Raw genomic sequence first — 21,037 nt, forward strand, 5'->3', positions numbered from 1 at the left:
CTCCGGGCGTACCCGGAACTCTCCCCGAATCGTTGGTCGAATCAGTGGCCGAACCCCCGGCCACTGCCTAACATCGATCAACGCAAGGCCCTTGTGCAACGAAGCACAAGCTCGCCGTCACGCCGCCGGGAGGCCCTCTTGCACCGCCGCCGTCGCACCGCGCTCGCCCTCTCTGCCGCCGCCCTGGTCGCGGCCCCGCTCCTGACCGCCTGCGGCGACGAGGCACACCCAGGCGCCGCGGCCGTGGTCGGCGGCGAGCGCATCACGGTCGCCCAACTCCAGTCCCGCGTACAGGAAGTGCGGGCGGCGCAGCGGTCGGCCACCGAGGAGTCCGGGCAGTACGCCCAGGCCGTGGAGAAGACCGGCGGCCTCACCCGCGACACCCTGCAGTCCCTGGTCCTCGACCGCGTCCTGCACCGCGCGGCCACCGACGCCGGGGTGCAGGTGAGCCGCAAGGAGGTGCAGGGCCTGCGCGGCAACCTGGAGAAGCAGGCGGGCGGCGCGGAGGCGCTGGAGGCGGGGTGGCTGCGGCAGTACAACATCCCGGCGTCCCGCATCGACGACAGCCTCCGTACGGAGATCGAGGCCCAGAAGCTCTACAGCGAGCTGGGCGCCGACCCCAACACGGCCCAGGGCCAGGCCACGTTCTGGAAGGCCCTCGCCAAGGCGTCGGGGGCCCTGAACATCGACCTCAACCCGCGGTACGGGACGTGGGACGTGGAGAAGAGCCGGCGGGTGGACGCGAAGCCGCCGTGGGTGCGGAACGTGTCGGACGCGTAGGCGTAGGCCACCGCAGGGGGCTCCGCCCCCGGAGAAGACCACCCGCGCCCACCCCACACCCCACGGGTTAGGTTCGGGGTGTGAACCCCGAACACGCCTCGGCGAGCCCCGGCCGCATCGTCCTCCTCACCACCTCGCACCGTGTCGCCCCCGGCCTCCTCTCCTGGCCGGCCTGGAAGGCCCTGCACGACGCGGACCAGGTGGTGTGCGCAGACCCCGCGCACCCCCAGCTCCCGTACCTCCGGGACGCCGGCGTCACCGTCGACGAGGCCGCCCCCGCCGCCGAGGAGCTGGTCGACGCCTGCGCGGGCGGCCGCACCGTGGTCGTCGTCGCCACCGGCGAGGGTGAGCCGCGCCTGACCGACGGCCTCGCCCGGCTCGCAGGGTCGGGGCGGATCACGATGCCGGACCTGGAGCTGCTGCCCGCCTCGTACGACCTGCCCGGCGCGCGCCTGATCGACCTCGTGCAGGTCATGGACCGGATCAGGCGGGAGTGCCCCTGGTCCTCGCAGCAGACGCACAAGGGCCTCGCCAAGTACGGCATCGAGGAGGCGTACGAACTCGTCGAGGCCATCGAGGACGGCGACCGCGCCGAACTGCGCGAGGAGCTGGGGGACGTCCTCCTCCAGGTCGTCTTCCACGCCCGCATCGCCGAGGAGGCCGACCCCGGGGAAGAGGGCGAGCCGTTCTCGATCGACGACGTGGCCGGCACCATCGTCGCCAAGCTGATCCACCGCCACCCGCATGTCTTCGGCGACGACTCCGCCGAGACCCCGGAGGACGTCAAGGCGCACTGGCTGCGCACCAAGGCCGAGGAGAAGCAGCGCGACTCCGTCACCGACGGCGTCCCGCTCGGCCAGCCCGGCCTGGCGCTCGCCGCGAAGCTCGCGTCCCGTACGCGGACGGCGGGCCTTGACGTGGAGCTGCCCGCAGGGGAAGGCGTCGGCTACGAGCTGCTTGCCCTCGCCGTGCGCGCCGAGGCCGCCGGCACCGACCCGGAGGCCGCCCTGCGCGCCGCCGCCCGTGCCTACCGCGATGCGATCCGCGCGGCGGAGGGCCACGCGTGAGCACCACCGGACAGTGCCCCGAAGGCCCCCAACCCCCGCTGTTCACCTGGGAGTTCGCCAGCGACCCCTACCCCGCGTACGCCTGGCTGCGCGAGCACGCGCCGGTGCACCGCACCCGGCTGCCGAGCGGGGTGGAGGCCTGGCTGGTCACGCGGTACGCCGACGCCCGGCAGGCCCTGGCCGACCAGCGGCTCAGCAAGAACCCCGAGCACCACGACGAGCCCTCCCACGCCAAGGGCAAGACGGGCATTCCGGGTGAGCGCAAGGCCGAGCTGATGACGCATCTGCTCAACATCGACCCGCCGGACCACACCCGGCTCCGGCGGCTCGTGGCGAAGGCGTTCACCCCGCGCCGGGTGGCGGAGTTCGCGCCGCGCGTGCAGGAGCTCACCGATGAGCTGATCGACGGTTTCGCGGGCAAGGGCGAGGCCGACCTCATCCACGAGTTCGCGTTCCCGCTGCCCATCTACGCGATCTGCGACCTGCTCGGCGTCCCGCGCGAGGACCAGGACGACTTCCGCGACTGGGCCGGGATGATGCTGCGACATTTCAAACCGGGGCACGGCGGCGGCCCGCGCGGCGGCGTCGCCCGCTCGGTGAAGAAGATGCGCGGCTACCTCGCCGAACTCATCCACCGCAAGCGTCTAGAACCGGGCGACGACCTGATCTCCGGCCTCATCAAGGCCAGCGACCACGGCGAGCACCTCACCGAGAACGAGGCCGCCGCGATGGCCTTCATCCTGCTCTTCGCCGGGTTCGAGACCACGGTCAACCTCATCGGCAACGGCACGTACCAGCTGCTCCGCAACCCCGGCCAGCGCGAGCGGCTGCAGCGGTCCCTGGCGGCGGGGGAGACGGACCTCCTTGAGACCGGCGTCGAGGAACTGCTGCGCCACGACGGCCCGGTGGAGCTCGCCACCTGGCGCTTCGCCACCCAGCCGCTCACCATCGGCGGCCAGGACATCGCGCCCGGCGACCCGGTCCTGGTCGTCCTCGCGGCCGCCGACCGCGACCCGGAGCGCTTCCCCGAGCCCGACACCCTCGACCTCGCCCGGCGCGACAACCAGCACCTCGGCTACGGGCACGGCATCCACTACTGTCTGGGCGCGCCGCTGGCCCGTCTAGAAGGGCAGACGGCGATCGCGACGCTGCTCCGCCGCCTTCCCGACCTGCGGCTCGCGGCGGAACCTGCCGATTTGCGCTGGCGCGGCGGCCTCATCATGCGCGGACTGCGCACGCTTCCGGTGGAGTTCACGCCGGAGTTCACGCCGGAGTGACGTACGGGCCGCGGGCCGGGCTGTCTGACGGGGCGTCAAGACTGTGACTTTCACGTGATCTGCGCTGTATCGGGTTGTGACAAGCGTTCGACTGTCGCTACGTTCACCCTCGACGCCGAGGGGTCTCAGACGCCACTGCTGTCAGACGCCACGCCTGTTGTCGCGCGAAAGGGAACCGCATGCTCTCCGGGAACGGCCGTCACCGACGCCCCCGCCAGGCCCCGGCCCTCGTGGTCGCGGCAGGAGTGACCGGGTCGGCGATCGCCATCCCGCTGCTCGGCGCGACCGGCGCCGGTGCCGCGGAGGCCACCGTCGACGCCAACACCTGGGACCGGCTCGCCGACTGCGAGAGCGGCGGGGTCTGGAGCGCCGACACGGGCAACGGGTACTACGGCGGGCTCCAGTTGACCCAGGCCACCTGGGAGGCCCACGGCGGCCTGGAGTACGCGCCGACGGCCGGCCTCGCCAGTCGCGCCCAGCAGATCGCCGTCGCGGAGAAGGTCCTCGCCGAGCAGGGCCCGCTCGCCTGGCCCACCTGCGGCCTGGTCGCCGGGTTCCCGCTCGAAGGCTCTGCGGACCCGGCGGACCCGGCGGACCCGGCGGACCCGGCGGACTCGGCGGACCCGGTGGGCGAGCCGGAGGCCGACCCCGCGCAACCGGCCGACGAGCCTTCGGGCGACCCGTCGGCCGAAGACCCGGCGAACGGCGACCCGTCGGCCGAGGACCCCGGCGCGGAGCCGCCCGCCGACACATCCGTCGACGAGCCCACCGACGCCCCCACCGATACCCCTGATACGCCTGATACGCCAGATACCCCCACCGACACCCCGTCAGGTGACGCATCGGGCGAAACGGGCAACTCCGGCCAGACCGGCTCCGGAAAGCACCGCGGCGAACCCGCCCCCGAGGTCCCGGACGACGACCGCGACCCCAACTCCTCGGGTCGGCACGCCTCGCGCGGCGACGATGCCCGTGACGGCGCCCGTGACGACTCCCGCGGCGATGCCGAAGGCGCGTACACGGTCCGCCTCGGCGACACCCTCTCCGCGATCGCCGACGCCCGTGGGGTGGACGGCGGTTGGCCCGCCCTGTACGAGGCCAACGAGGACACCGTCGGCGCCGATCCGGACCTCATCCTGCCTGGCCAGCGCCTCGACCTCACCGGGATCTAGTCCGTCGGAACCAGGGCGAAACTGGGCGGAATCCGGCGGCAGTTCAGTGCTGAATGTCCGTTATAAAGACACTTCGCCCATGGTGAGAGATGAGTCTCATCAGCCTTGATCGGCTTGGTATTTCCGCGGATCGCATGGCTACCGTCGTCACCGCTCGCCACTGGCGGGCCCCGATGGCCGTCACGCCGAATCCTGCCGGCGGCCCTTGGGAACAGTCGTCGCGCAACGCGCCGTAGGCAGGAGCGGGGGACCCAAGGTTTGTGCCGGGCCCGGCCGCCCGGAGCTCCACGAGGAACGAGGAGTCCGCAGCGGCGCAGGGAACGGCTTGGGGTGAAGTCGCCGCGTACGTACACCACGTACGAACCGGTGGCCGGGCAACTCTTCCCCAAGCTCTTAAGGAGCAGGGGATACCCCACCGCCCGAACCCGACAGCTCACCTCGCAGGCGTCGGTGAGGGGATTACTCCATGCTGTTCTCCGGCAAGGGCAAGCACCGCCGTCTGACCAAGGCCGACAAGGCCACCCGCGCCCTCGCGGTCGCCGGTGTCGCCGGTGCCGCGGTCGCCGCGCCGATCGCCACCGCGGGCTCCGCCTCCGCCGCCACCGCCTCCGAGTGGGACGCCGTCGCCCAGTGCGAGGCCGGCGGCAACTGGTCCATCAACACCGGCAACGGCTACTACGGCGGCCTGCAGTTCTCGGCCTCCACCTGGAACGCGTACGGCGGCAGCAAGTACGCGGCCACCGCCGACCAGGCCACCAAGGCCCAGCAGATAGAGATCGGAGAGAAGGTCCTCGCCGGTCAGGGCAAGGGCGCCTGGCCGAACTGCGGCACCGGCCTCTCCAACGCCGCGTACGACGGCGGCGGTTCGGAGCAGCCCGCCGAGCAGGCCCCGCAGCAGCAGGCCGCCCCGCAGCCGGAGCGCAAGGCCGAGCAGCCCGCCTCCCGCTCGCAGGAGCGCGCCCCGCAGAAGACCGTCGAGACCCCGACCGGCAAGAAGGTCAAGAAGGGTGACGGCGAGTACAAGGTGAAGAAGGGCGACACGCTCTCCAAGATCGCCGAGGCGCACGACGTCAAGGGCGGCTGGGAGAAGCTGTTCGACCTGAACAAGGACATCGTCGACGACGCCGACGTCATCTTCCCGGGCCAGCAGCTGCACCTGAAGTAAGCGCCTGTCAGCAAGGGCCTGCGAGCGCCTGTCGGCAAGCGCCTGCGAGCGCCTGTCGGCAAGCGCCTGCGAGCGTCTGTCGGCAAGTGCCTGACAGTAAGCGCCTGTCGGCAAGCGCCTGAACCAAGCAGCAGCACCCCCGGCGCGCGGCCCGGACGGAACCGGCACATCCCCCCACCAACCGTCCCCGGCCGCCCGCCAACTCCCCCCACTCCCCGCCCCGGCGTGCATTCCCCCGTACGCGCCGGGGCGGGGTCATGCGCGTACGAGCGGGCGGGCGCACACCCGCGTACCGCTCGGTAGTGTTGTTGCTCTTTGACCCTCAATGCGCGTCTTCGCGCCTCTTTTCGTCCCAGCGGGCGGGCGGCCGGGTGGCCGAGCCTCCCGGGGCGGTTAGGCTCGTGAGACGCAAGGCAAAGCATGGTCGGCCGCAACGGCGCGGTCCGCGTGCAAGCACAGCTATGCGTCACATCCCAGAAGGAGATGCTCGTGCCGTCCATCGACGTCGTCGTAGCCCGGGAAATCCTGGACTCCCGAGGCAACCCCACGGTCGAGGTCGAGGTCGGCCTCGACGACGGCAGCACGGGTCGTGCTGCTGTTCCGTCCGGCGCCTCCACCGGTGCCTTCGAGGCCATCGAACTCCGTGACGGTGACCCCAACCGTTACCAGGGCAAGGGTGTCGAGAAGGCCGTCCTCGCGGTCATCGAGCAGATCGGCCCGGAGCTGGTCGGCTACGACGCCACCGAGCAGCGCCTGATCGACCAGGCCATGTTCGACCTGGACGCCACCGACAACAAGGGCTCCCTCGGCGCCAACGCCATCCTCGGCGTCTCCCTCGCCGTCGCCCACGCCGCCTCCGAGGCGAGCGACCTGCCGCTGTTCCGCTACCTCGGCGGCCCGAACGCGCACCTGCTGCCGGTGCCGATGATGAACATCCTGAACGGCGGCTCGCACGCCGACTCCAACGTGGACATCCAGGAGTTCATGATCGCGCCGATCGGCGCGGAGTCCTTCTCCGAGGCGCTGCGCTGGGGCACCGAGGTCTACCACACCCTCAAGAAGGTCCTGAAGAGCAAGGGCCTGGCCACCGGCCTCGGCGACGAGGGCGGCTTCGCCCCGAACCTCGGCTCCAACCGCGAGGCCCTCGACCTCATCCTCGAAGCGATCAAGGAGGCCGGTTACGTCCCCGGCCAGCAGATCGCCCTCGCCCTCGACGTCGCCGCCTCCGAGTTCTACAAGGACGGCACGTACACCTTCGAGGGCAAGGACCGCTCCGCCGCCGAGATGACCGAGTACTACGAGGAGCTCGTCTCCGCGTACCCGCTCGTGTCCATCGAGGACCCGCTGTTCGAGGACGACTGGGCCGGCTGGAACGTCATCACCGAGAAGCTGGGCGACAAGGTCCAGCTCGTCGGCGACGACCTGTTCGTCACCAACCCGGAGCGCCTGGCCCGCGGCATCGAGGAGAAGTCCGCGAACGCCCTGCTCGTCAAGGTCAACCAGATCGGTTCGCTGACCGAGACCCTGGACGCCGTCGAGCTGGCCCAGCGCAACGGCTTCAAGTGCATGATGAGCCACCGCTCCGGCGAGACCGAGGACGTCACCATCGCCGACCTGGCCGTCGCCACCAACTGCGGCCAGATCAAGACCGGCGCCCCGGCCCGCTCCGAGCGCGTCGCCAAGTACAACCAGCTCCTTCGCATCGAGGAGATCCTCGACGACGCGGCGGTCTACGCCGGCCGCAGCGCCTTCCCGCGCTTCAAGGGCTGACCCCTCACGGCCTGAGCAGTTACGTACGTCCCCGCACCCGGTCCCGTACCGTGTGCGGGGACGTACGCGCGTGTGAACGGGAGGCGGGGACATGGCCGTGAAGGAGAAGGACCGGTTCTCCACCGCGACCAGGCTGCGGCTGTTCGGCGAGCAGACCGCGGCGCGCGTCTACCGCTCCCAGTCCCGCCGCCAGGCCCGCCGCTCCCGCCTCACCGGCCGCGCCGCGCTGCTCGCGCTCGTCGTCTGCTCCCTTGTCGTGGCGCTCGCGTACCCGATAAGGCAGTACGTCGCCCAGCGCGCGGACATAGAGGAGCAGGAGCAGCAGCTGGCCGAGGCGCGCGAGCAGACCGAGAAGCTCAAGGACGCCAAGGCCCGCTGGAGCGACCCGGCCTACGTCGAGCGGCAGGCCCGCGAGCGGCTGCACATGGTGCGGCCCGGCGAGACCGGGTACACCGTGGTCGACCCGAGCGGCGGCCGCGTGCGCCCCACCAAACCGGGAGCGGCCGACCGCGCCTGGTACAGCAACCTGTTCGACAGCGTGGACAAGGCGGACCGCCGAGCCGACGCAGCCGAAGACTGACCGCCCCTTTTGACCCGCACTTTTGACCCGCACTCTCCTCGACCTCACCGAAAGAACACGAGCACCGGCATGGAAACGCCCCCGCCCTCCACCCCCCGCACCGAGCCGACCGACGCCGACGTCGAGGCCTTCAAGCAGCAGCTCGGCCGCCCGCCGCGCGGCCTGCGGGCCATCGTCCACCGCTGCCCGTGCGGTCAGCCCGACGTGGTGGAGACGGCGCCGCGGCTGCCCGACGGCACGCCCTTCCCGACGCTGTACTACCTGACGTGCCCGAAGGCCGCCTCGGCGATCGGCACGCTTGAGGCCAACGGCGTGATGAAGGAGATGACGGAGCGCCTCGCCACGGACCCGGAGCTGGCCGCCGCGTACCGCGCCGCGCATGAGGACTACATCCGCCGTCGCGACGAGATCGAGGTCCTCCAGGGCTTCCCCTCGGCGGGTGGCATGCCGGACCGGGTGAAGTGCCTGCACGTGCTCGTCGGCCACTCGCTGGCGGCCGGCCCCGGCGTGAACCCGCTGGGCGACGAGGCGATCGCGATGCTGCCTGAGTGGTGGCGCAAGGGCGCCTGCGTGACGACCGCCGAGGACAAGCCGGAGGAGACCGCATGACCCGCGTCGCCGCCATCGACTGCGGTACGAACTCGATCCGCCTGCTTGTCGCGGACGCGGACCCGAAGACCGGTCAACTGGTCGATCTGGACCGGCGGATGACGATCGTCCGGCTCGGCCAGGACGTCGACCGGACCGGCCGGCTCGCCCCCGAGGCCCTGGAGCGCACCTTCGCGGCCTGCCGTGAGTACGCCGAGATCATCAAGGAGCACGGCGCCGAGCACCTCCGCTTCGTGGCCACCTCGGCCTCGCGGGACGCGGAGAACCGGGACGCGTTCGTGCGCGGCGTCGTCGGCATCCTGGGTGTGGAGCCCGAGGTGATCACCGGCGACCAGGAGGCGGAGTTCTCCTTCACCGGCGCCACGAAGGAGCTGACCGGGTCCGGTCTGGAGACGCCGTACCTGGTGGTGGACATCGGCGGCGGCTCCACCGAGTTCGTCGTCGGCGACGCGGACGGGGTGCGCGCCGCCCGCTCCGTGGACGTCGGCTGCGTCCGCATGACGGAGCGCCATCTCGTACGGGACGGGGCGGTCTCCGACCCGCCCACCGAGGCGCAGGTCGAGGCCATCCGCGCGGACATCGGCGCCGCCCTCGACCTGGCCGCGCAGACGGTGCCGATCGGCTCGGCGCACACGCTGGTCGGCCTCGCGGGCTCGGTCACGACGATCGCCGCGATCGCGCTCGGCCTCGACGCGTACGAGTCCGCCGCGATCCACCACTCCCGGATCCCCTTCACCCAGGTCAAGGAGATCACCGAGCGCCTCATCGGCTCGACCCACGCGGAACGCGCCGCGATCGGCCCGATGCACCCGGGCCGGGTGGACGTGATCGCCGCGGGCGCCCTCGTACTGCTGATGATCATGGAACGCGTCGGCGCGGACGAGGTCGTCGTGAGCGAACACGACATTCTGGACGGGATCGCCTGGTCCCTGGCCTGAGGGGCGGGGTGCTGCAGGTTGCGGTGGACGTCGGGCCTGCTGATGGCCCGGCGCCGTCGGTAGCACCCCGAGAGGCAGGCCACGGAATCCGCCTTGGAATCCTTGGCGGTGGGGCGGATCGACCGGGGCGCGCACGAACTTCGTGAACTTCTTCACAAGGAAAAGGGGGCCGACGGGCGTCTTTGTGCGCCTCTCGTCCTGAATGGCGGGCTCCGCCTGGCCTCACCCTGGGTTTCAGAGGCGGGTCGGGTGGAGGTAACCGCCGCGAAACCGGGGCGTGGTCCACTCGGAGTCGCGGCCGGAGGGGCAGCTCAGCGGCGGTCTCAACGCGTTCGGCCGGGGTGATGGTTCCCCGGGCGCACCATGACCTGGGTCACGTGGGCCGCGGAGTGTAGCAGAAGGTGTCGACACCCTTGTGAAGGGGCTCACGAGCGACCCCTCATCGGGGGGTGGATACTCGATGGCATGAGCACCACGGAGCGTCCCAGGATCCTCGTTGTAGGCGGTGGGTACGTAGGCCTGTACGCAGCTCGGCGCATCCTCAAGAAGATGCGCTACGGCGAGGCGACCGTCACGGTCGTCGACCCCCGGTCGTACATGACGTACCAGCCCTTCCTCCCCGAAGCTGCCGCCGGCAGCATCTCGCCCAGGCATGTCGTCGTCCCGCTGCGACGTGTGCTGCCCAAGGCTGAGGTGCTCACCGGCCGAGTCACCACCATCGACCAGGACCGCAAGGTCGCCACGGTCGCGCCGCTCGTCGGCGAGGCCTACGAGCTGCCCTTCGACTACCTGGTCATCGCGATGGGCGCGGTCTCCCGCACCTTCCCGATCCCCGGCCTCGCCGAGCAGGGCATCGGCATGAAGGGCATCGAGGAGGCCATCGGCCTGCGCAACCACGTCCTCGAACAGCTCGACAAGGCCGACTCCACGACCGACGAGGAGGTCCGCCGCAAGGCGTTGACCTTCGTCTTCGTGGGCGGTGGCTTCGCCGGTGCGGAGACCATCGGCGAGGTTGAGGACATGGCCCGGGACGCGGCGAAGTACTACAACAACGTGTCCCGCGAGGACATGCGCTTCGTCCTCGTCGACGCCGCCGACAAGATCCTCCCCGAGGTCGGCCCGAAGCTCGGCCAGTACGGCAAGGAGCACCTGGAGAGCCGTGGCGTCGAGGTCTACCTCTCGACCTCCATGGACTCCTGCATCGACGGCCACGTGGTGCTGAAGAACGGCCTTGAGGTCGACTCCAACACGATCGTGTGGACCGCCGGTGTGAAGCCCAACCCGGTGCTCTCCCGCTTCGGTCTGCCGCTCGGCCCGCGCGGCCACGTGGACACCCAGGCCACGCTCCAGGTCCAGGGCAGCGACTACATCTGGGCCGCGGGCGACAACGCCCAGGTGCCCGACATGGTCGGCCGCAAGGCGGGCAACGAGAACGCCTGGTGCCCGCCGAACGCCCAGCACGCGCTGCGTCAGTCGAAGGTCCTCGGCGACAACGTGATCTCCGGCATGCGGGGCTTCCCGCAGAAGGAGTACAGCCACGCCAACAAGGGTGCGGTCGCCGGTCTCGGCCTGCACAAGGGCGTCGCGATGATCGTCATGGGCAAGATGAAGATCAAGCTCAAGGGCCGTCTCGCCTGGTACATGCACCGCGCGTACCACGGCATGGCGATGCCGACGTTCAACCGCAAGATCCGGGTCTTCGCGGACTGGACCCTCGGCATGTTCCTCAAGCGCGAGGTCGTCTCCCTCGGCGCGATGGAGTCGCCGCGCGAGGAGTTCTACGAGGCCGCCAAGCCCGCCCCGGTCGCCCCGCCGGCCGCCGAGGCCGCCGACAAGGCCGCCGACAAGGCCGACGCCAAGTCGGAGAAGGCCAAGGCCTCCTGAGCGCCGAAGCCGCCTGAGCTCCGGCTCACCCGTCAGACCCCGCAGGGGCCGCCCGCCATCCGTGGTGCGGGCGGCCCCTGCGGGGTTTTCTGCGACCCCAGGGGCGATGAGGTGTCCCGAGGCAACTGTTTTGCGATCCCTTTATGTCGCAACGGGACTGCATGAGCCCCCTGTTGGTGTTTACGTGGTGTTGGACCTACCGGTGACGACCAGGAAGGTGACCCGCCATGACAGACGCCGCGCTGCGGCTGAGGACTCTCGCCGAGCAACTCCTCGGAGCCCCGCTCCCCGTCCGCATCCGCGCCTGGGACGGCAGCGAGGGCGGCCCCCCCGGCGCCCCCACCTTGGTCGTACGCAACCGCCGCGCCCTGCGCCGGATCCTCTTCAAGCCCGGCGAACTGGGCATGGCCCGTGCCTGGGTGGCCGGAGACCTGGAGGTCGAGGGCGACCTCTACGCCGCCCTCGACCTGATCTCCGAGCTGATCTGGGAGCGCGCCGAGGACGCCTCGCGCTCCTCGCTGCGCGACCCCGACACCCGCGCCGCGATCCGCGAGCTGCTCTCCCTCGCCGGACCACTGCTGCTGCCCCCGGCGCCGCCCGCCGAGGAGGTCGGCCGGCGCAGCGGCCCCCTGCACACCAAGATCCGCGACCGCCAGGCCATCAGCCACCACTACGACGTCGGCAACGACTTCTACGAACTGGTCCTCGGCCCGTCGATGGTCTACTCCTGCGCATACTGGGAGTCGCCGGAGTCCACCCTGGAGGACGCCCAGCGGGACAAGCTCGAACTGATCTGCCGCAAGCTGGAGTTGAGGCCCGGCCAGCGCCTCCTCGACGTCGGCTGCGGCTGGGGCTCCCTCGCCGTCCACGCGGCCCGCGAGCACGGCGTGCAGGTCGTCGGTGTCACGCTCTCCCAGGAGCAGGCCGCGTACGCCCGCAAGCGGATCGCGGACGAGGGGCTGACCGACCGGATCGAGATCCGCGTCCAGGACTACCGCGACGTCCGGGACGGGCCGTACGACGCGATCTCCTCCGTCGGGATGGCGGAACACGTCGGCTCGGTGCGGTACCTGGGGTACGCGCACGACCTGTACGCCCTTCTGAAGCCCGGCGGGCGGCTGCTCAACCACCAGATCGCGCGGCGGCCGGTGGGCGACGAGGACGCGTACAGCGTGGACGCCTTCATCGACGCGTACGTCTTCCCCGACGGCGAGCTGGCCCCCGTGGGCCGTACGGTCTCGCTCCTGGAGGAGGCCGGGTTCGAGGTCCGCGACGTGCAGGCGATCCGCGAGCACTACGCGCTGACGCTGCGGCAGTGGGTGGCCAACCTGGAGGCCGCGTGGCCGCAGGCGCTGCGCCTGGTCTCGCCGGGGCGGGCGCGGGTGTGGCGCCTGTACATGGCCGCTTCCGCGCTGGCCTTCGAGCGGAACCGGATCGGGGTGAACCAGGTGGTGGCGGTGCGGACTGAGGAGTCCGGCACTTCCGGCGTGCCCCTGCGCGCGCGGGACTGGCGGTAACCGGGGCCTCCGCCCTCAGGCCCCCGCTCCTCAAACGCCGGAGGGGCTCGATTTGAGCCCCTCCGGCGTTCGGCTGCGGTATCCGCTACTCCGCTACTCCGCCTTGATGGCGGCCAGCATGTTCAACCGGGCCGCCCGCCGCGCCGGCCACAGCGCGGCCAGGACTCCGACCACCGCCGCCAGCGCGAGGAAGACGCCCATCCGGCCCCACGGCAGCACCAGCTCGTACGTCGCCAGGGACGAGCCGATCAGCTCGCCGGCGGCCCAGCCGAAGAACACGCCGAGGCCGATCCCGAGGACCCCGCCGAAGAGCGAGATCACCAGGGACTCCATCCGGACCATCCGCTTGATGCCCTTGCGGTCGAGGCCGATCGCGCGCAGCATCCCGATCTCCTGGGACCGCTCGAAGACCGACATCGCCAGGGTGTTGATCACGCCGAGCACGGCCACGATCACGGCCATGGCGAGCAGCCCGTACAGCATGTTCAGCATCAGCGTGAACATCTGGGCGATCCCGTTGGAGATGTCCTGCTTGTCCTCGACGGCGATCGCCGGGTTGTCGCCGAGGGCAGCGCGGATCGAGTCCTTGGCCGCGGGCGTCGCGCCGTCCGCGGTCTTCACCATCACCTGCATGTCGGTGATCTCCCGCTGGTGCGGGGCGAGTTGGTCCTTGTCGAGCAGGATGCCGCGCATCATCTCGTTGCCCTGGTAGACGCCCGCGACCCGCAGCGTGCCCTTCTCGCCGTCCTCGTACGTGACGCGGAAGTCCGAGCCGGCCTTCCAGCCGTACCGCTGCGCGGTGTCGCTGTCGACGACGACCTTGCCGCCGCCGAGGCCGCCCCACGAGCCCTGCTCGAAGTCGAGGGAGGCGAGCGAGCCGATGGTCTGCGCGTCGACGCCCGTCAGGTACGCGTAATCCTTCTCGCCGTCGATCCGCGCGGGCGAGTTGCGCAGCGGGCTGGTGGCGGTGACGCCGTCGAGGTCCGCCAGCTTCTTCTCCACGTCGGGGGAGAGCGTGTTGAAGTTCTGCATCGAGACCACGTAGTCGGCCTTGAGGGAGTCCGTGGCCATCTTGTCGATGGACTTCTGCACGCTGCCCGCGATCACCGTCATGCCGGTGATCAGGGTGAGCCCGATCATCAGCGCCGAGGCGGTGGCGGCCGTGCGGCGCGGGTTGCGCACCGAGTTCTGCCGGGCGAGCTTCCCGGAGACCCCGAAGAGCCGCAGGACCGGGGCGGCGGCCGCGATCACCGGCCGGGAGAGCAGCGGGGTGAGGACGAAGACGCCGATCAGCAGCAGCGCGGCACCCAGGCCCATCGGCAGCTTGCCGTCGTCGCCCATCTGCGTCCCGGCCAGTACGGCGGCGATGCCCGCGCCGGAGAGCAGGGCGCCGATGGTGTTGCGTACGACGAGGGACTTGGTGGTCGCCGTGGCGTGGACGCTGTTCATCGCGGCGACCGGCGGGATCTTCGCGGCGCGGCGGCCCGGCAGCCAGGCGGCGAGCATCGTCACCACGATGCCGACGACCAGCGAGGCGATCACCGTCGACGGGGAGACGACCAGCGGCCCGTCCGGCACGGTGCCGCCGAAGGAGCCCATCAGGGAGCGAAGCCCGGCGCCGATGCCGACGCCCGCGGCCAGACCGACCACCGCGGCGACCGCGCCGACGACGAACGCCTCGATCAGCACGGACCGCGTGACCTGGCGGCGGGACGCGCCCACCGCGCGCATCAGGGCGAGCTCCTTGGTGCGCTGGGCGACCAGCATGGTGAAGGTGTTGGCGATGATGAAGATGCCGACGAAGAGCGAGATCCCGGCGAAGGCCAGCATGCCGGTCTGCATGCCGCTCATGCCGCTCTCGATCTGCTTCGCCTGCTCGTCGGCGAGCTCGGCGCCCGTGGTGGCCTCGGCGGTGCCGTTCTTCGGCAGCACCTTCTCGATCTCGGCCTTCAGCTCGGCCTGGCTGGTGCCGGGCGCGGCCCGCACGTCGATCTCGCTGAACTCGCCGGGCTTGCCGTACAGCGCCTGCGCGGTCTCGGTGTCGAAGAGGGCGAGGCTGCCGCCCGCGGCGACGTTGCCGTCGTCGGTGGTGAAGATGCCGGTGACCTTCGGCGTGAGCACGGGCCCGTCGATGGACATCCGTACCGTGTCGCCGACCTTGAACCCGGCGCGCTCCGCGGTCTTCGCGTCAAGGGCGATCTCGCCCTTGCCGGACGGGGCGCGGCCGTCCTTCATCGGGTAGCGGGAGTCGTTCTCGCCGTAGTAGTTGGCGCCGGTCGTGGACCAGCCCTCGCCGATCAGCTTGCCGTCCTTGCCGGCGAGCGCGGCGAAGCCGGAGACGCTGCCGGTCGCGGAGGCGGCGCCGGGCACGCTCCCGGCCTGGTCGAGGAGGTCCTGACTCAGCGCGGGCGCGGCGCCCGGCGCGGCGTCGTCGCCCTTCTTCGGCTGTACGGCGACGTCGACGTGCTCGAAGCCCTGGGCGGAGCTCTTCTGGAACGCGTCGGAGATGGTGTTGGTGAAGACCAGGGTGCCGGAGACGAAGGCCACGCCGAGGAGGACGGCGAGCACGGTCATCAGCAGCCGGGCCTTGTGCGCGAGCACATTGCGCAAGGCGGTACGGAACATGTGGGGTCCTGAGTCCTGAGGTCAGTGGTGGGCGTCGGGGCTCAGCTGGTCCGGCCCTTGGCGTCGAATCCGGGGGTCTGGGGGTCCCCCCCAGGAAGACGCAGCATGCGGTCGAGGACGCCCTCGGCGGTCGGCTCGTGCAGCTCGTCGACGATGCGGCCGTCGGCGAGGAACACGACGCGGTCGGCGTATCCGGCGGCCACCGGGTCGTGCGTGACCATGACGACGGTCTGGCCCAGCTCCCGTACGGAGTTGCGCAGGAAGCCGAGGACTTCGGCGCCGGAGCGGGAGTCCAGGTTTCCGGTCGGCTCGTCGCCGAAGATGATGTCGGGCTTCGAGGCGAGGGCGCGGGCCACGGCCACGCGCTGCTGCTGGCCGCCGGAGAGCTCGCTCGGCCGGTGCCCGAGCCGCCCGGAGAGACCCACCATGCGGATGACCTGCTCGACCCACTGCTTGTCCGGCTTCCGCCCGGCGATGTCCATCGGCAGGGTGATGTTCTCGTACGCGGTGAGGGTGGGCAGCAGGTTGAACGCCTGGAAGATGAAGCCGATCTTGTCCCGGCGGAGCCTGGTCAGCTGCTTGTCCTTCAGGGACCCCAGCTCGGTGTCGCCGATGCGCACGGAGCCGGAGCTGAACGAGTCGAGCCCGGCGACGCAGTGCATCAGGGTCGACTTGCCGGACCCGGAGGGGCCCATGATCGCGGTGAGTTCGGCCTGCCGGAAGTCGACCGTGACCCGGTCCAGGGCGACCACCTGGGTCTCGCCCTGGCCGTAGACCTTGGTCAGCTCGGTGGCACGGGCGGCTACTGCGGTCGCCTGCTGAGCGACGGGGGTGGTGGTCACGGGGCGGGGCTCCTGTCGGCACGACGTCAACTTCCGGTATCCATCGTGCTGTCGGATCCGTGTGAAGAAGTCAGCCCCAGCTCTCGTTCGCTGCTTCCTCTTCAGGCTGACCGGTGGGGCCGGAGTCATACCTGGGGAGGAGTCGCGACCCTGAGTCCGGCCCGGAGTCCGGCCACGGAGTCCGGACCGCCGCGCACCCCCGCGCACCCCCGCGCGGGGCGACAGAATCCCGTCATTCCGACGGGGCCTGCCGGAGCGCGCGCGGGGGCGGTCACGTAAGCGCCGAACACCCCTCACGAGCGCTGACGCACCCTCAGACGTCAATAAAACAAGACAACATCGGGCTCCAGTTCGGCCGTTCGGGGGACGCGTCCCGATAGGCTCAGGACCCCGCACACGCGGAGTCCACGGTCTGCCCGGATGGTGGAATGCAGACACGGCGAGCTTAAACCTCGCTGCCCCTCGGGGGCGTACCGGTTCAAATCCGGTTCCGGGCACCTTCTCCACCCCACTCGTCCGGGATGTGAGAGAAGATCCTCCCAGAGCACTAGGGTGCTTCTTTTGCTTACGCATTACCCTTGAGGTAAGGCCGCGCAGGGTGGCCTGTCGTGTTTGGCGCAGAGGAGTGAAATGAGGAGCAGCAACCCGGTCTTCTCGCGACGGGGGTTCAGCCGCGACAACGGCTACGCGGGCTTCGGCTCGGCGCCGCAGGCCGGGGGCCCCGCGGTCGGTACCCAGGGCAACCCGTACGCGGGCGGCAACCCGTACGCGGGCGGCAACCCGTACGCCCAGGCGCCGACGAACCCGTACGCGCAGAACCCCTACGCACAGCAGGACCTCCAGCACGGCGCCCCGCAGGCGCCGGTCAGCACCGGCAACAAGATGACGATGGACGACGTCGTCATGCGGACGGGCATCACGCTCGGCACCGTGATCGCCGGCGCCACCGTCGCCTGGGTCATGAACGTCGGCCTGGGCATCGCCATCGGCGCAGCGCTGATCGCGATGGTTCTCGGGCTCGTCCAGGCCTTCAAGCGCAAGGCCAACCCCGCGCTGATCCTGGCGTACGCCGCCTTCGAGGGCGTCTTCCTCGGCGCGATCAGCAACTACGTCAACACGTACATCGCCGACGGCGCCGCCATGCAGGCCGTGCTCGGCACGATGGCCGTGTTCGTCACGATGCTGGTCCTCTACAAGACCCGCATCGTCCGCGTCACGCGGCGCTTCACGCGCTTCCTGATGATCGCCGCGACGGCGTTCCTGGTGCTGACCGCCGTGAACCTGCTGTTCGCGGTCTTCGGCGGCGGTGACGGCCTCGGCTTCCGCAGCGGCGGCCTCGGCATCGTCTTCGGCATCGTCGGCATCCTGCTCGGCGCCTTCTTCCTCGCCCTGGACTTCAAGCAGGTCGAGGACGGCATCGCGTACGGCGCTCCGCGTGAGGAGTCCTGGCTGGCCGCGTTCGGTCTGACCATGACGCTGGTGTGGATCTACCTGGAGATGCTGCGCCTCGTCGCGATCCTGAACAGCAGCGACTGACGTACCGCCGTCCGGTCCTGCGAAGGGCCCGCGAAGCGTTCGCTTCGCGGGCCCTTCGGCTTGTCCGGGGCCTGTCCGGGGCCTGTCGGGGGGCTTGTCTGGGGCTTGTCTGGGCTTGCCTGGGGGGTGGGACGGGGTGCGCTCAGAGGAGTCTGCGCGCGGCCCTCCTCATGTCGTGTTCGTGGACGATCGCCTTCGCGTGCCCGTACGCCAGGTCGTACTCGGCACGGAGCCAGCTGACCTTCTCGTCGAAGCGGAGGAAGGACGGGCCTTCGTCGACCGCGCGCAGCCATTCGGCGACTTCGCGGCCGGTGCAATGAGGGATGCGGGAGAGCAGGTTGCGGTGGGTCTCCTCGGAGAAGACTAGGGACATCGGCGCCTCCGGACGCTGTCGATGCGAGTCCTTCAGGTCACCGTGCCTGAGCTCCCGGGCGTTGGCAACAGTCCGGCAAGGGCGCATAGGGTCGCAGGGTGCTTGATACGACGCCCCTGACGGATGCCGTGGACCAGTTCGCCGACCGCCTTCGGGCCGCCCCGGAGAGCCGCCTCCAGCGCGTTGCCGCGGCCGAAGCCCGGTCCCTTGCCAGGGAATTGGCGGTGCGCGCGCAGACCGTCGAGGACCCGCGGGCCGAGCCGCGGGAGATGCCCGACGCGGGCCTGTTCGCGGTCTCCGACCAAGTCACCGTCGCGGGGCGCGACTTGGCCCTCGTGTTGACGGACGAGGCGCAGCTCGCGGAGGCGGTCGAGCTGGTGCGCGAAGCGCAGAAACGCGCCGGGGTATGAACACCGGCGCGTATCGGGGTCGGGCGGCGTGCGCCCCCGAGGTCAGGCGGAGGCTATGACGCGGTCCGCCAGGATGTAGACGTTCTCCTCGCCGCAGCCGAAGGTCAGTGTGTAAGCGCCGGAGACTCCGGAGCCGCCGAGCAGCACCGGGGTGTCGCCCGCCTGCAGGGCCGCGGCCAGGCGCTCCGCGGTCTCACGGTGGCCCGGGGTCATGCACAGCGTCGTACCGTCCGTGAAGACGTACACGTCGAGGGTGCCGAGCGGGCCCGGGCGGACGTCGGAGAGCGCGGTGCGGTCCTGGGCGAGCTCCTCCAGGCAGCGCAGCGTGTGCTCGTGGTCGCCGGTGACGCCGTCCCGTACCGGCTTGACGGGCACGAAGTCGGGGTGCGAGGGGTGGCGGCGGCGGGCCGCGGCCAGCTCCGGGGAGTCCTCGGGGAACTCCTCGCCGGTGAGCGGCTCCTCGGCGGGCTCGGCCAGCTCGTGCTGCAGCTCGCGCTCCAGGCCGACGAAGTCCGACTGGCGGGGCAGGAACAGCTCCTCGGCCAGGTGCGGCGGCAGTCCGCCGAGCAGCGACGGGGCGTCGGCGGCGTCGCGGGCCTCCTGCGCGGCCCAGAACGCGCGCGCCTCGGCCAGCTCCCGCTCCCGCTCCTCGGCCAGGGCCTCGGCGACGGCCGTGCGGATCACCTCCGCGCCCTGCGCGGGCACGCCGGACTCGGCGGCCTCACGGGCGTGCGGCACGGCGGCCAGGTCGGTGCGGCGGTCCAGGCTCGCGGCGAGCTCGGTGCGCAGCGCGGAGATCTCGGAGAGCTGCTTGCGGAGGCCACGCACGGTGTTCAGCGCGGCGGCTCCCACGGCCGTGGCGGCGGCGGTGGCGAGCAGCAGGGCAAGGGTCATGGCGCTCACTGACGTACTCCCGGTTTCAAGTCGACCCCCGACTTACTACAGCAGCTTGTCGGAGACGACTGTGGGCTGTCAGTGCATTAGGTCACGAAAGGGACAGGACTTTCTACCCGAGGTTTTCGCCCGCGCCGCTCTGACCTGCGAAAATGCTACTCCCCCAGGACATAGGTCACATCCTGGGGGAGGTTGTGTCACGGCCGGGACTCGGGGGGTTACGCGGGGTGCGCGGGACGCGCGAGGCGTCCGGCGCGCGCCCCCTGTCGAGCCGGGCGCCGTGGCCGGTGTCAGCTGAGGTGCGCGGTCGTCGGCTGAGGCGCGCGGCCGTCAGCTGGGGCGCGCGGCCGTCAGCTGGGGCGCGCGGCCGTCAGCTGAGGCGCTCGATGACCATGGCCATGCCCTGGCCGCCGCCGACGCACATGGTCTCCAGGCCGAACTGCTTGTCGTGGAACTGGAGCGAGTTGATCAGCGTGCCGGTGATCCGGGCGCCGGTCATGCCGAAGGGGTGGCCGACGGCGATGGCGCCGCCGTTGACGTTCAGCTTGTCCTCGTCGATGCCCAGGTCGCGGGCGGACGGGATGACCTGCGCGGCGAAGGCCTCGTTGATCTCGAACAGGTCGATGTCGGAGACGCCGAGCCCGGCGCGCTTCAGGGCCTGCTTCGACGCCTCGACCGGGCCGAGGCCCATGATCTCCGGGGAGAGGCCGGAGACGCCGGTGGAGACGACGCGGGCGAGCGGGGTCAGGCCGAGCTCGTGGGCCTTGGTGTCGGACATGACGACGAGGGCGGCGGCACCGTCGTTCAGCGGGCAGCAGTTGGCGGCGGTGACCAGTCCGTCGGGGCGGAAGACCGGCTTCAGGCCCGAGACGCCCTCAAGCGTCACGCCCGCGCGCGGGCCGTCGTCCTTCGCGACGACCGTGCCGTCAGGAGTGGTGACCGGGGTGATCTCGCGCTCCCAGAAGCCGTTCTTGATGGCTTCCTCGGCACGGTTCTGCGAGCGCACGCCGAAGGCGTCCATGTCCTCGCGGGTGATGCCCTTCAGCCGGGCCAGGTTCTCGGCGGTCTGTCCCATCGCGATGTACGCGTCCGGCACCAGGCCGTCCTCGCGCGGGTCGTGCCAGGTGGTGCCCTCCTGCGCGGCGACCTCGGCGGTACGGGCCTCGGCCTCGGCGAAGAGCGGGTTGTGCGTGTCGGGCAGCGAGTCCGAGTTGCCCTTGGCGAAGCGGGACACCATCTCGACGCCCGCCGAGATGAAGACGTCGCCCTCGCCGGCCTTGATGGCGTGCAGGGCCATCCGGGTCGTCTGCAGGGACGAGGAGCAGTAGCGGGTGATCGTGCAGCCGGGCAGGTGGTCCATGCCCATCTGTACGGCGACGATGCGGCCCAGGTTGTTGCCCTGCTCGCCGCCGGGCAGGCCGCAGCCGAGCATCAGGTCGTCGATGTCCTTCGGGTCCAGCTCGGGGACCTTGGCGAGGGCGGTCTGGACGATCGTCGCCGTCAGGTCGTCCGGGCGGAGGTCCTTCAGGGAGCCCTTGAAGGCGCGGCCGATGGGGGAGCGGGCGGTCGAGACGATCACGGCTTCGGGCACGGGAGGC

The 21,037-nt window shown here is 70.9% G+C and carries 18 protein-coding genes, 1 tRNA gene and 1 riboswitch; of the genes, 14 read left to right on the forward strand and 5 right to left on the reverse strand.

Features of this window, described 5'->3' with window-relative positions; translation table 11 throughout:
- Window positions 1-138 precede the first annotated feature (138 nt).
- The 11 genes from QIS99_RS10570 to QIS99_RS10620 all read left to right on the forward strand — a co-directional run bounded on the left by QIS99_RS10570 (window position 139) and on the right by QIS99_RS10620 (window position 12,759).
- Entirely contained in the window at window positions 139-780 is a 642-nt protein-coding gene (locus QIS99_RS10570; protein ID WP_282512703.1) for a SurA N-terminal domain-containing protein, read from the forward strand.
- Between the two features lie 80 nt (window positions 781-860).
- The gene (locus tag QIS99_RS10575; protein ID WP_282512705.1) at window positions 861-1,847 is read left to right on the forward strand and encodes a nucleoside triphosphate pyrophosphohydrolase; all 987 of its coding nucleotides are present in this window, start codon (window positions 861-863) and stop codon (window positions 1,845-1,847) included.
- A complete protein-coding gene (locus QIS99_RS10580) occupies window positions 1,844-3,124 on the forward strand; it encodes a cytochrome P450 family protein (protein ID WP_282512707.1) in 1,281 nt (426 codons plus the stop codon). The genes QIS99_RS10575 and QIS99_RS10580 overlap by 4 nt, the downstream gene beginning before the upstream one ends.
- 179 nt (window positions 3,125-3,303) lie before the next feature.
- Window positions 3,304-4,296 carry a LysM peptidoglycan-binding domain-containing protein gene (locus tag QIS99_RS10585; protein WP_282512709.1) on the forward strand — a complete coding sequence of 331 codons (993 nt, stop codon included), beginning with the start codon at window positions 3,304-3,306 and terminating at the stop codon, window positions 4,294-4,296.
- 218 nt (window positions 4,297-4,514) lie between these two features.
- Window positions 4,515-4,758: riboswitch (cyclic di-AMP (ydaO/yuaA leader) on the forward strand.
- Between the two features lie 4 nt (window positions 4,759-4,762).
- A complete protein-coding gene (locus QIS99_RS10590; protein WP_282512711.1) occupies window positions 4,763-5,461 on the forward strand; it encodes a LysM peptidoglycan-binding domain-containing protein in 699 nt (232 codons plus the stop codon).
- Between the two features lie 489 nt (window positions 5,462-5,950).
- Complete coding sequence (eno, locus tag QIS99_RS10595; RefSeq protein WP_282512713.1) at window positions 5,951-7,231, forward strand: phosphopyruvate hydratase; 1,281 nt, start codon at window positions 5,951-5,953, stop codon at window positions 7,229-7,231.
- A gap of 91 nt (window positions 7,232-7,322) precedes the next feature.
- A complete protein-coding gene (locus QIS99_RS10600) occupies window positions 7,323-7,811 on the forward strand; it encodes an FtsB family cell division protein (RefSeq protein WP_282512715.1) in 489 nt (162 codons plus the stop codon).
- A gap of 69 nt (window positions 7,812-7,880) precedes the next feature.
- On the forward strand, window positions 7,881-8,420 hold the full coding sequence (locus tag QIS99_RS10605) for a DUF501 domain-containing protein (protein WP_282512717.1): 540 nt from the start codon (window positions 7,881-7,883) through the stop codon (window positions 8,418-8,420).
- Complete coding sequence (locus tag QIS99_RS10610; RefSeq protein ID WP_282512719.1) at window positions 8,417-9,358, forward strand: Ppx/GppA phosphatase family protein; 942 nt, start codon at window positions 8,417-8,419, stop codon at window positions 9,356-9,358. The genes QIS99_RS10605 and QIS99_RS10610 overlap by 4 nt, the downstream gene beginning before the upstream one ends.
- Before the next feature lie 465 nt (window positions 9,359-9,823).
- The gene (locus tag QIS99_RS10615) at window positions 9,824-11,242 is read left to right on the forward strand and encodes an NAD(P)/FAD-dependent oxidoreductase (RefSeq protein WP_282512721.1); all 1,419 of its coding nucleotides are present in this window, start codon (window positions 9,824-9,826) and stop codon (window positions 11,240-11,242) included.
- A gap of 227 nt (window positions 11,243-11,469) precedes the next feature.
- Entirely contained in the window at window positions 11,470-12,759 is a 1,290-nt protein-coding gene (locus QIS99_RS10620; protein ID WP_282512723.1) for an SAM-dependent methyltransferase, read from the forward strand.
- 93 nt (window positions 12,760-12,852) lie between these two features.
- On the opposite strand, the gene QIS99_RS10625 is transcribed toward QIS99_RS10620, so the two are convergent.
- Both QIS99_RS10625 and QIS99_RS10630 read right to left on the reverse strand, forming a co-directional pair.
- The gene (locus QIS99_RS10625; RefSeq protein ID WP_282512725.1) at window positions 12,853-15,384 is read right to left on the reverse strand and encodes an ABC transporter permease; all 2,532 of its coding nucleotides are present in this window, start codon (window positions 15,382-15,384) and stop codon (window positions 12,853-12,855) included.
- 41 nt (window positions 15,385-15,425) lie between these two features.
- Window positions 15,426-16,226, reverse strand: coding sequence for an ABC transporter ATP-binding protein (locus QIS99_RS10630; protein WP_282512727.1), 801 nt, complete (start codon window positions 16,224-16,226; stop codon window positions 15,426-15,428).
- 414 nt (window positions 16,227-16,640) lie between these two features.
- On the opposite strand from QIS99_RS10630, the gene QIS99_RS10635 reads away from it, so the two are divergent.
- Window positions 16,641-16,723: transfer RNA gene (locus tag QIS99_RS10635), tRNA-Leu, on the forward strand.
- A 133-nt stretch (window positions 16,724-16,856) separates the two neighbouring features.
- On the forward strand, window positions 16,857-17,762 hold the full coding sequence (locus tag QIS99_RS10640) for a Bax inhibitor-1/YccA family protein (protein WP_282512729.1): 906 nt from the start codon (window positions 16,857-16,859) through the stop codon (window positions 17,760-17,762).
- A gap of 142 nt (window positions 17,763-17,904) precedes the next feature.
- Here QIS99_RS10640 and QIS99_RS10645 read toward each other — a convergent pair whose 3' ends face one another.
- Window positions 17,905-18,135, reverse strand: coding sequence for a DUF4287 domain-containing protein (locus QIS99_RS10645; protein ID WP_282512731.1), 231 nt, complete (start codon window positions 18,133-18,135; stop codon window positions 17,905-17,907).
- A gap of 98 nt (window positions 18,136-18,233) precedes the next feature.
- Here QIS99_RS10645 and QIS99_RS10650 point away from each other — a divergent pair, with 98 nt between their 5' ends.
- Complete coding sequence (locus QIS99_RS10650; protein ID WP_282512733.1) at window positions 18,234-18,545, forward strand: hypothetical protein; 312 nt, start codon at window positions 18,234-18,236, stop codon at window positions 18,543-18,545.
- Window positions 18,546-18,587: 42 nt separating this feature from the next.
- Here QIS99_RS10650 and QIS99_RS10655 read toward each other — a convergent pair whose 3' ends face one another.
- Both QIS99_RS10655 and QIS99_RS10660 read right to left on the reverse strand, forming a co-directional pair.
- Window positions 18,588-19,439 carry a hypothetical protein gene (locus QIS99_RS10655; protein WP_456316494.1) on the reverse strand — a complete coding sequence of 284 codons (852 nt, stop codon included), beginning with the start codon at window positions 19,437-19,439 and terminating at the stop codon, window positions 18,588-18,590.
- A 370-nt stretch (window positions 19,440-19,809) separates the two neighbouring features.
- A complete protein-coding gene (locus QIS99_RS10660; RefSeq protein WP_282512737.1) occupies window positions 19,810-21,030 on the reverse strand; it encodes an acetyl-CoA C-acetyltransferase in 1,221 nt (406 codons plus the stop codon).
- Window positions 21,031-21,037 lie beyond the last annotated feature (7 nt).

This window comes from Streptomyces solicavernae (genome assembly GCF_029968095.1).
GTDB lineage: Bacteria > Actinomycetota > Actinomycetes > Streptomycetales > Streptomycetaceae > Streptomyces > Streptomyces solicavernae.

Excerpts from the sequence above, each read along its gene's own strand:
- QIS99_RS10585 (WP_282512709.1), top strand. The coding sequence starts at position 3,304 with ATGCTCTCCGGGAACGGCCGTCACCGACGCCCCCGCCAGGCCCCGGCC.
- QIS99_RS10590 (WP_282512711.1), top strand. The coding sequence starts at position 4,763 with ATGCTGTTCTCCGGCAAGGGCAAGCACCGCCGTCTGACCAAGGCCGAC.
- QIS99_RS10600 (WP_282512715.1), top strand. The coding sequence starts at position 7,323 with ATGGCCGTGAAGGAGAAGGACCGGTTCTCCACCGCGACCAGGCTGCGG.
- QIS99_RS10605 (WP_282512717.1), top strand. The coding sequence starts at position 7,881 with ATGGAAACGCCCCCGCCCTCCACCCCCCGCACCGAGCCGACCGACGCC.
- QIS99_RS10610 (WP_282512719.1), top strand. The coding sequence starts at position 8,417 with ATGACCCGCGTCGCCGCCATCGACTGCGGTACGAACTCGATCCGCCTG.
- QIS99_RS10615 (WP_282512721.1), top strand. The coding sequence starts at position 9,824 with ATGAGCACCACGGAGCGTCCCAGGATCCTCGTTGTAGGCGGTGGGTAC.
- QIS99_RS10620 (WP_282512723.1), top strand. The coding sequence starts at position 11,470 with ATGACAGACGCCGCGCTGCGGCTGAGGACTCTCGCCGAGCAACTCCTC.
- QIS99_RS10625 (WP_282512725.1), bottom strand. The coding sequence starts at position 15,384 with ATGTTCCGTACCGCCTTGCGCAATGTGCTCGCGCACAAGGCCCGGCTG.
- QIS99_RS10640 (WP_282512729.1), top strand. The coding sequence starts at position 16,857 with ATGAGGAGCAGCAACCCGGTCTTCTCGCGACGGGGGTTCAGCCGCGAC.
- QIS99_RS10645 (WP_282512731.1), bottom strand. The coding sequence starts at position 18,135 with ATGTCCCTAGTCTTCTCCGAGGAGACCCACCGCAACCTGCTCTCCCGC.
- QIS99_RS10655 (WP_456316494.1), bottom strand. The coding sequence starts at position 19,439 with ATGACCCTTGCCCTGCTGCTCGCCACCGCCGCCGCCACGGCCGTGGGA.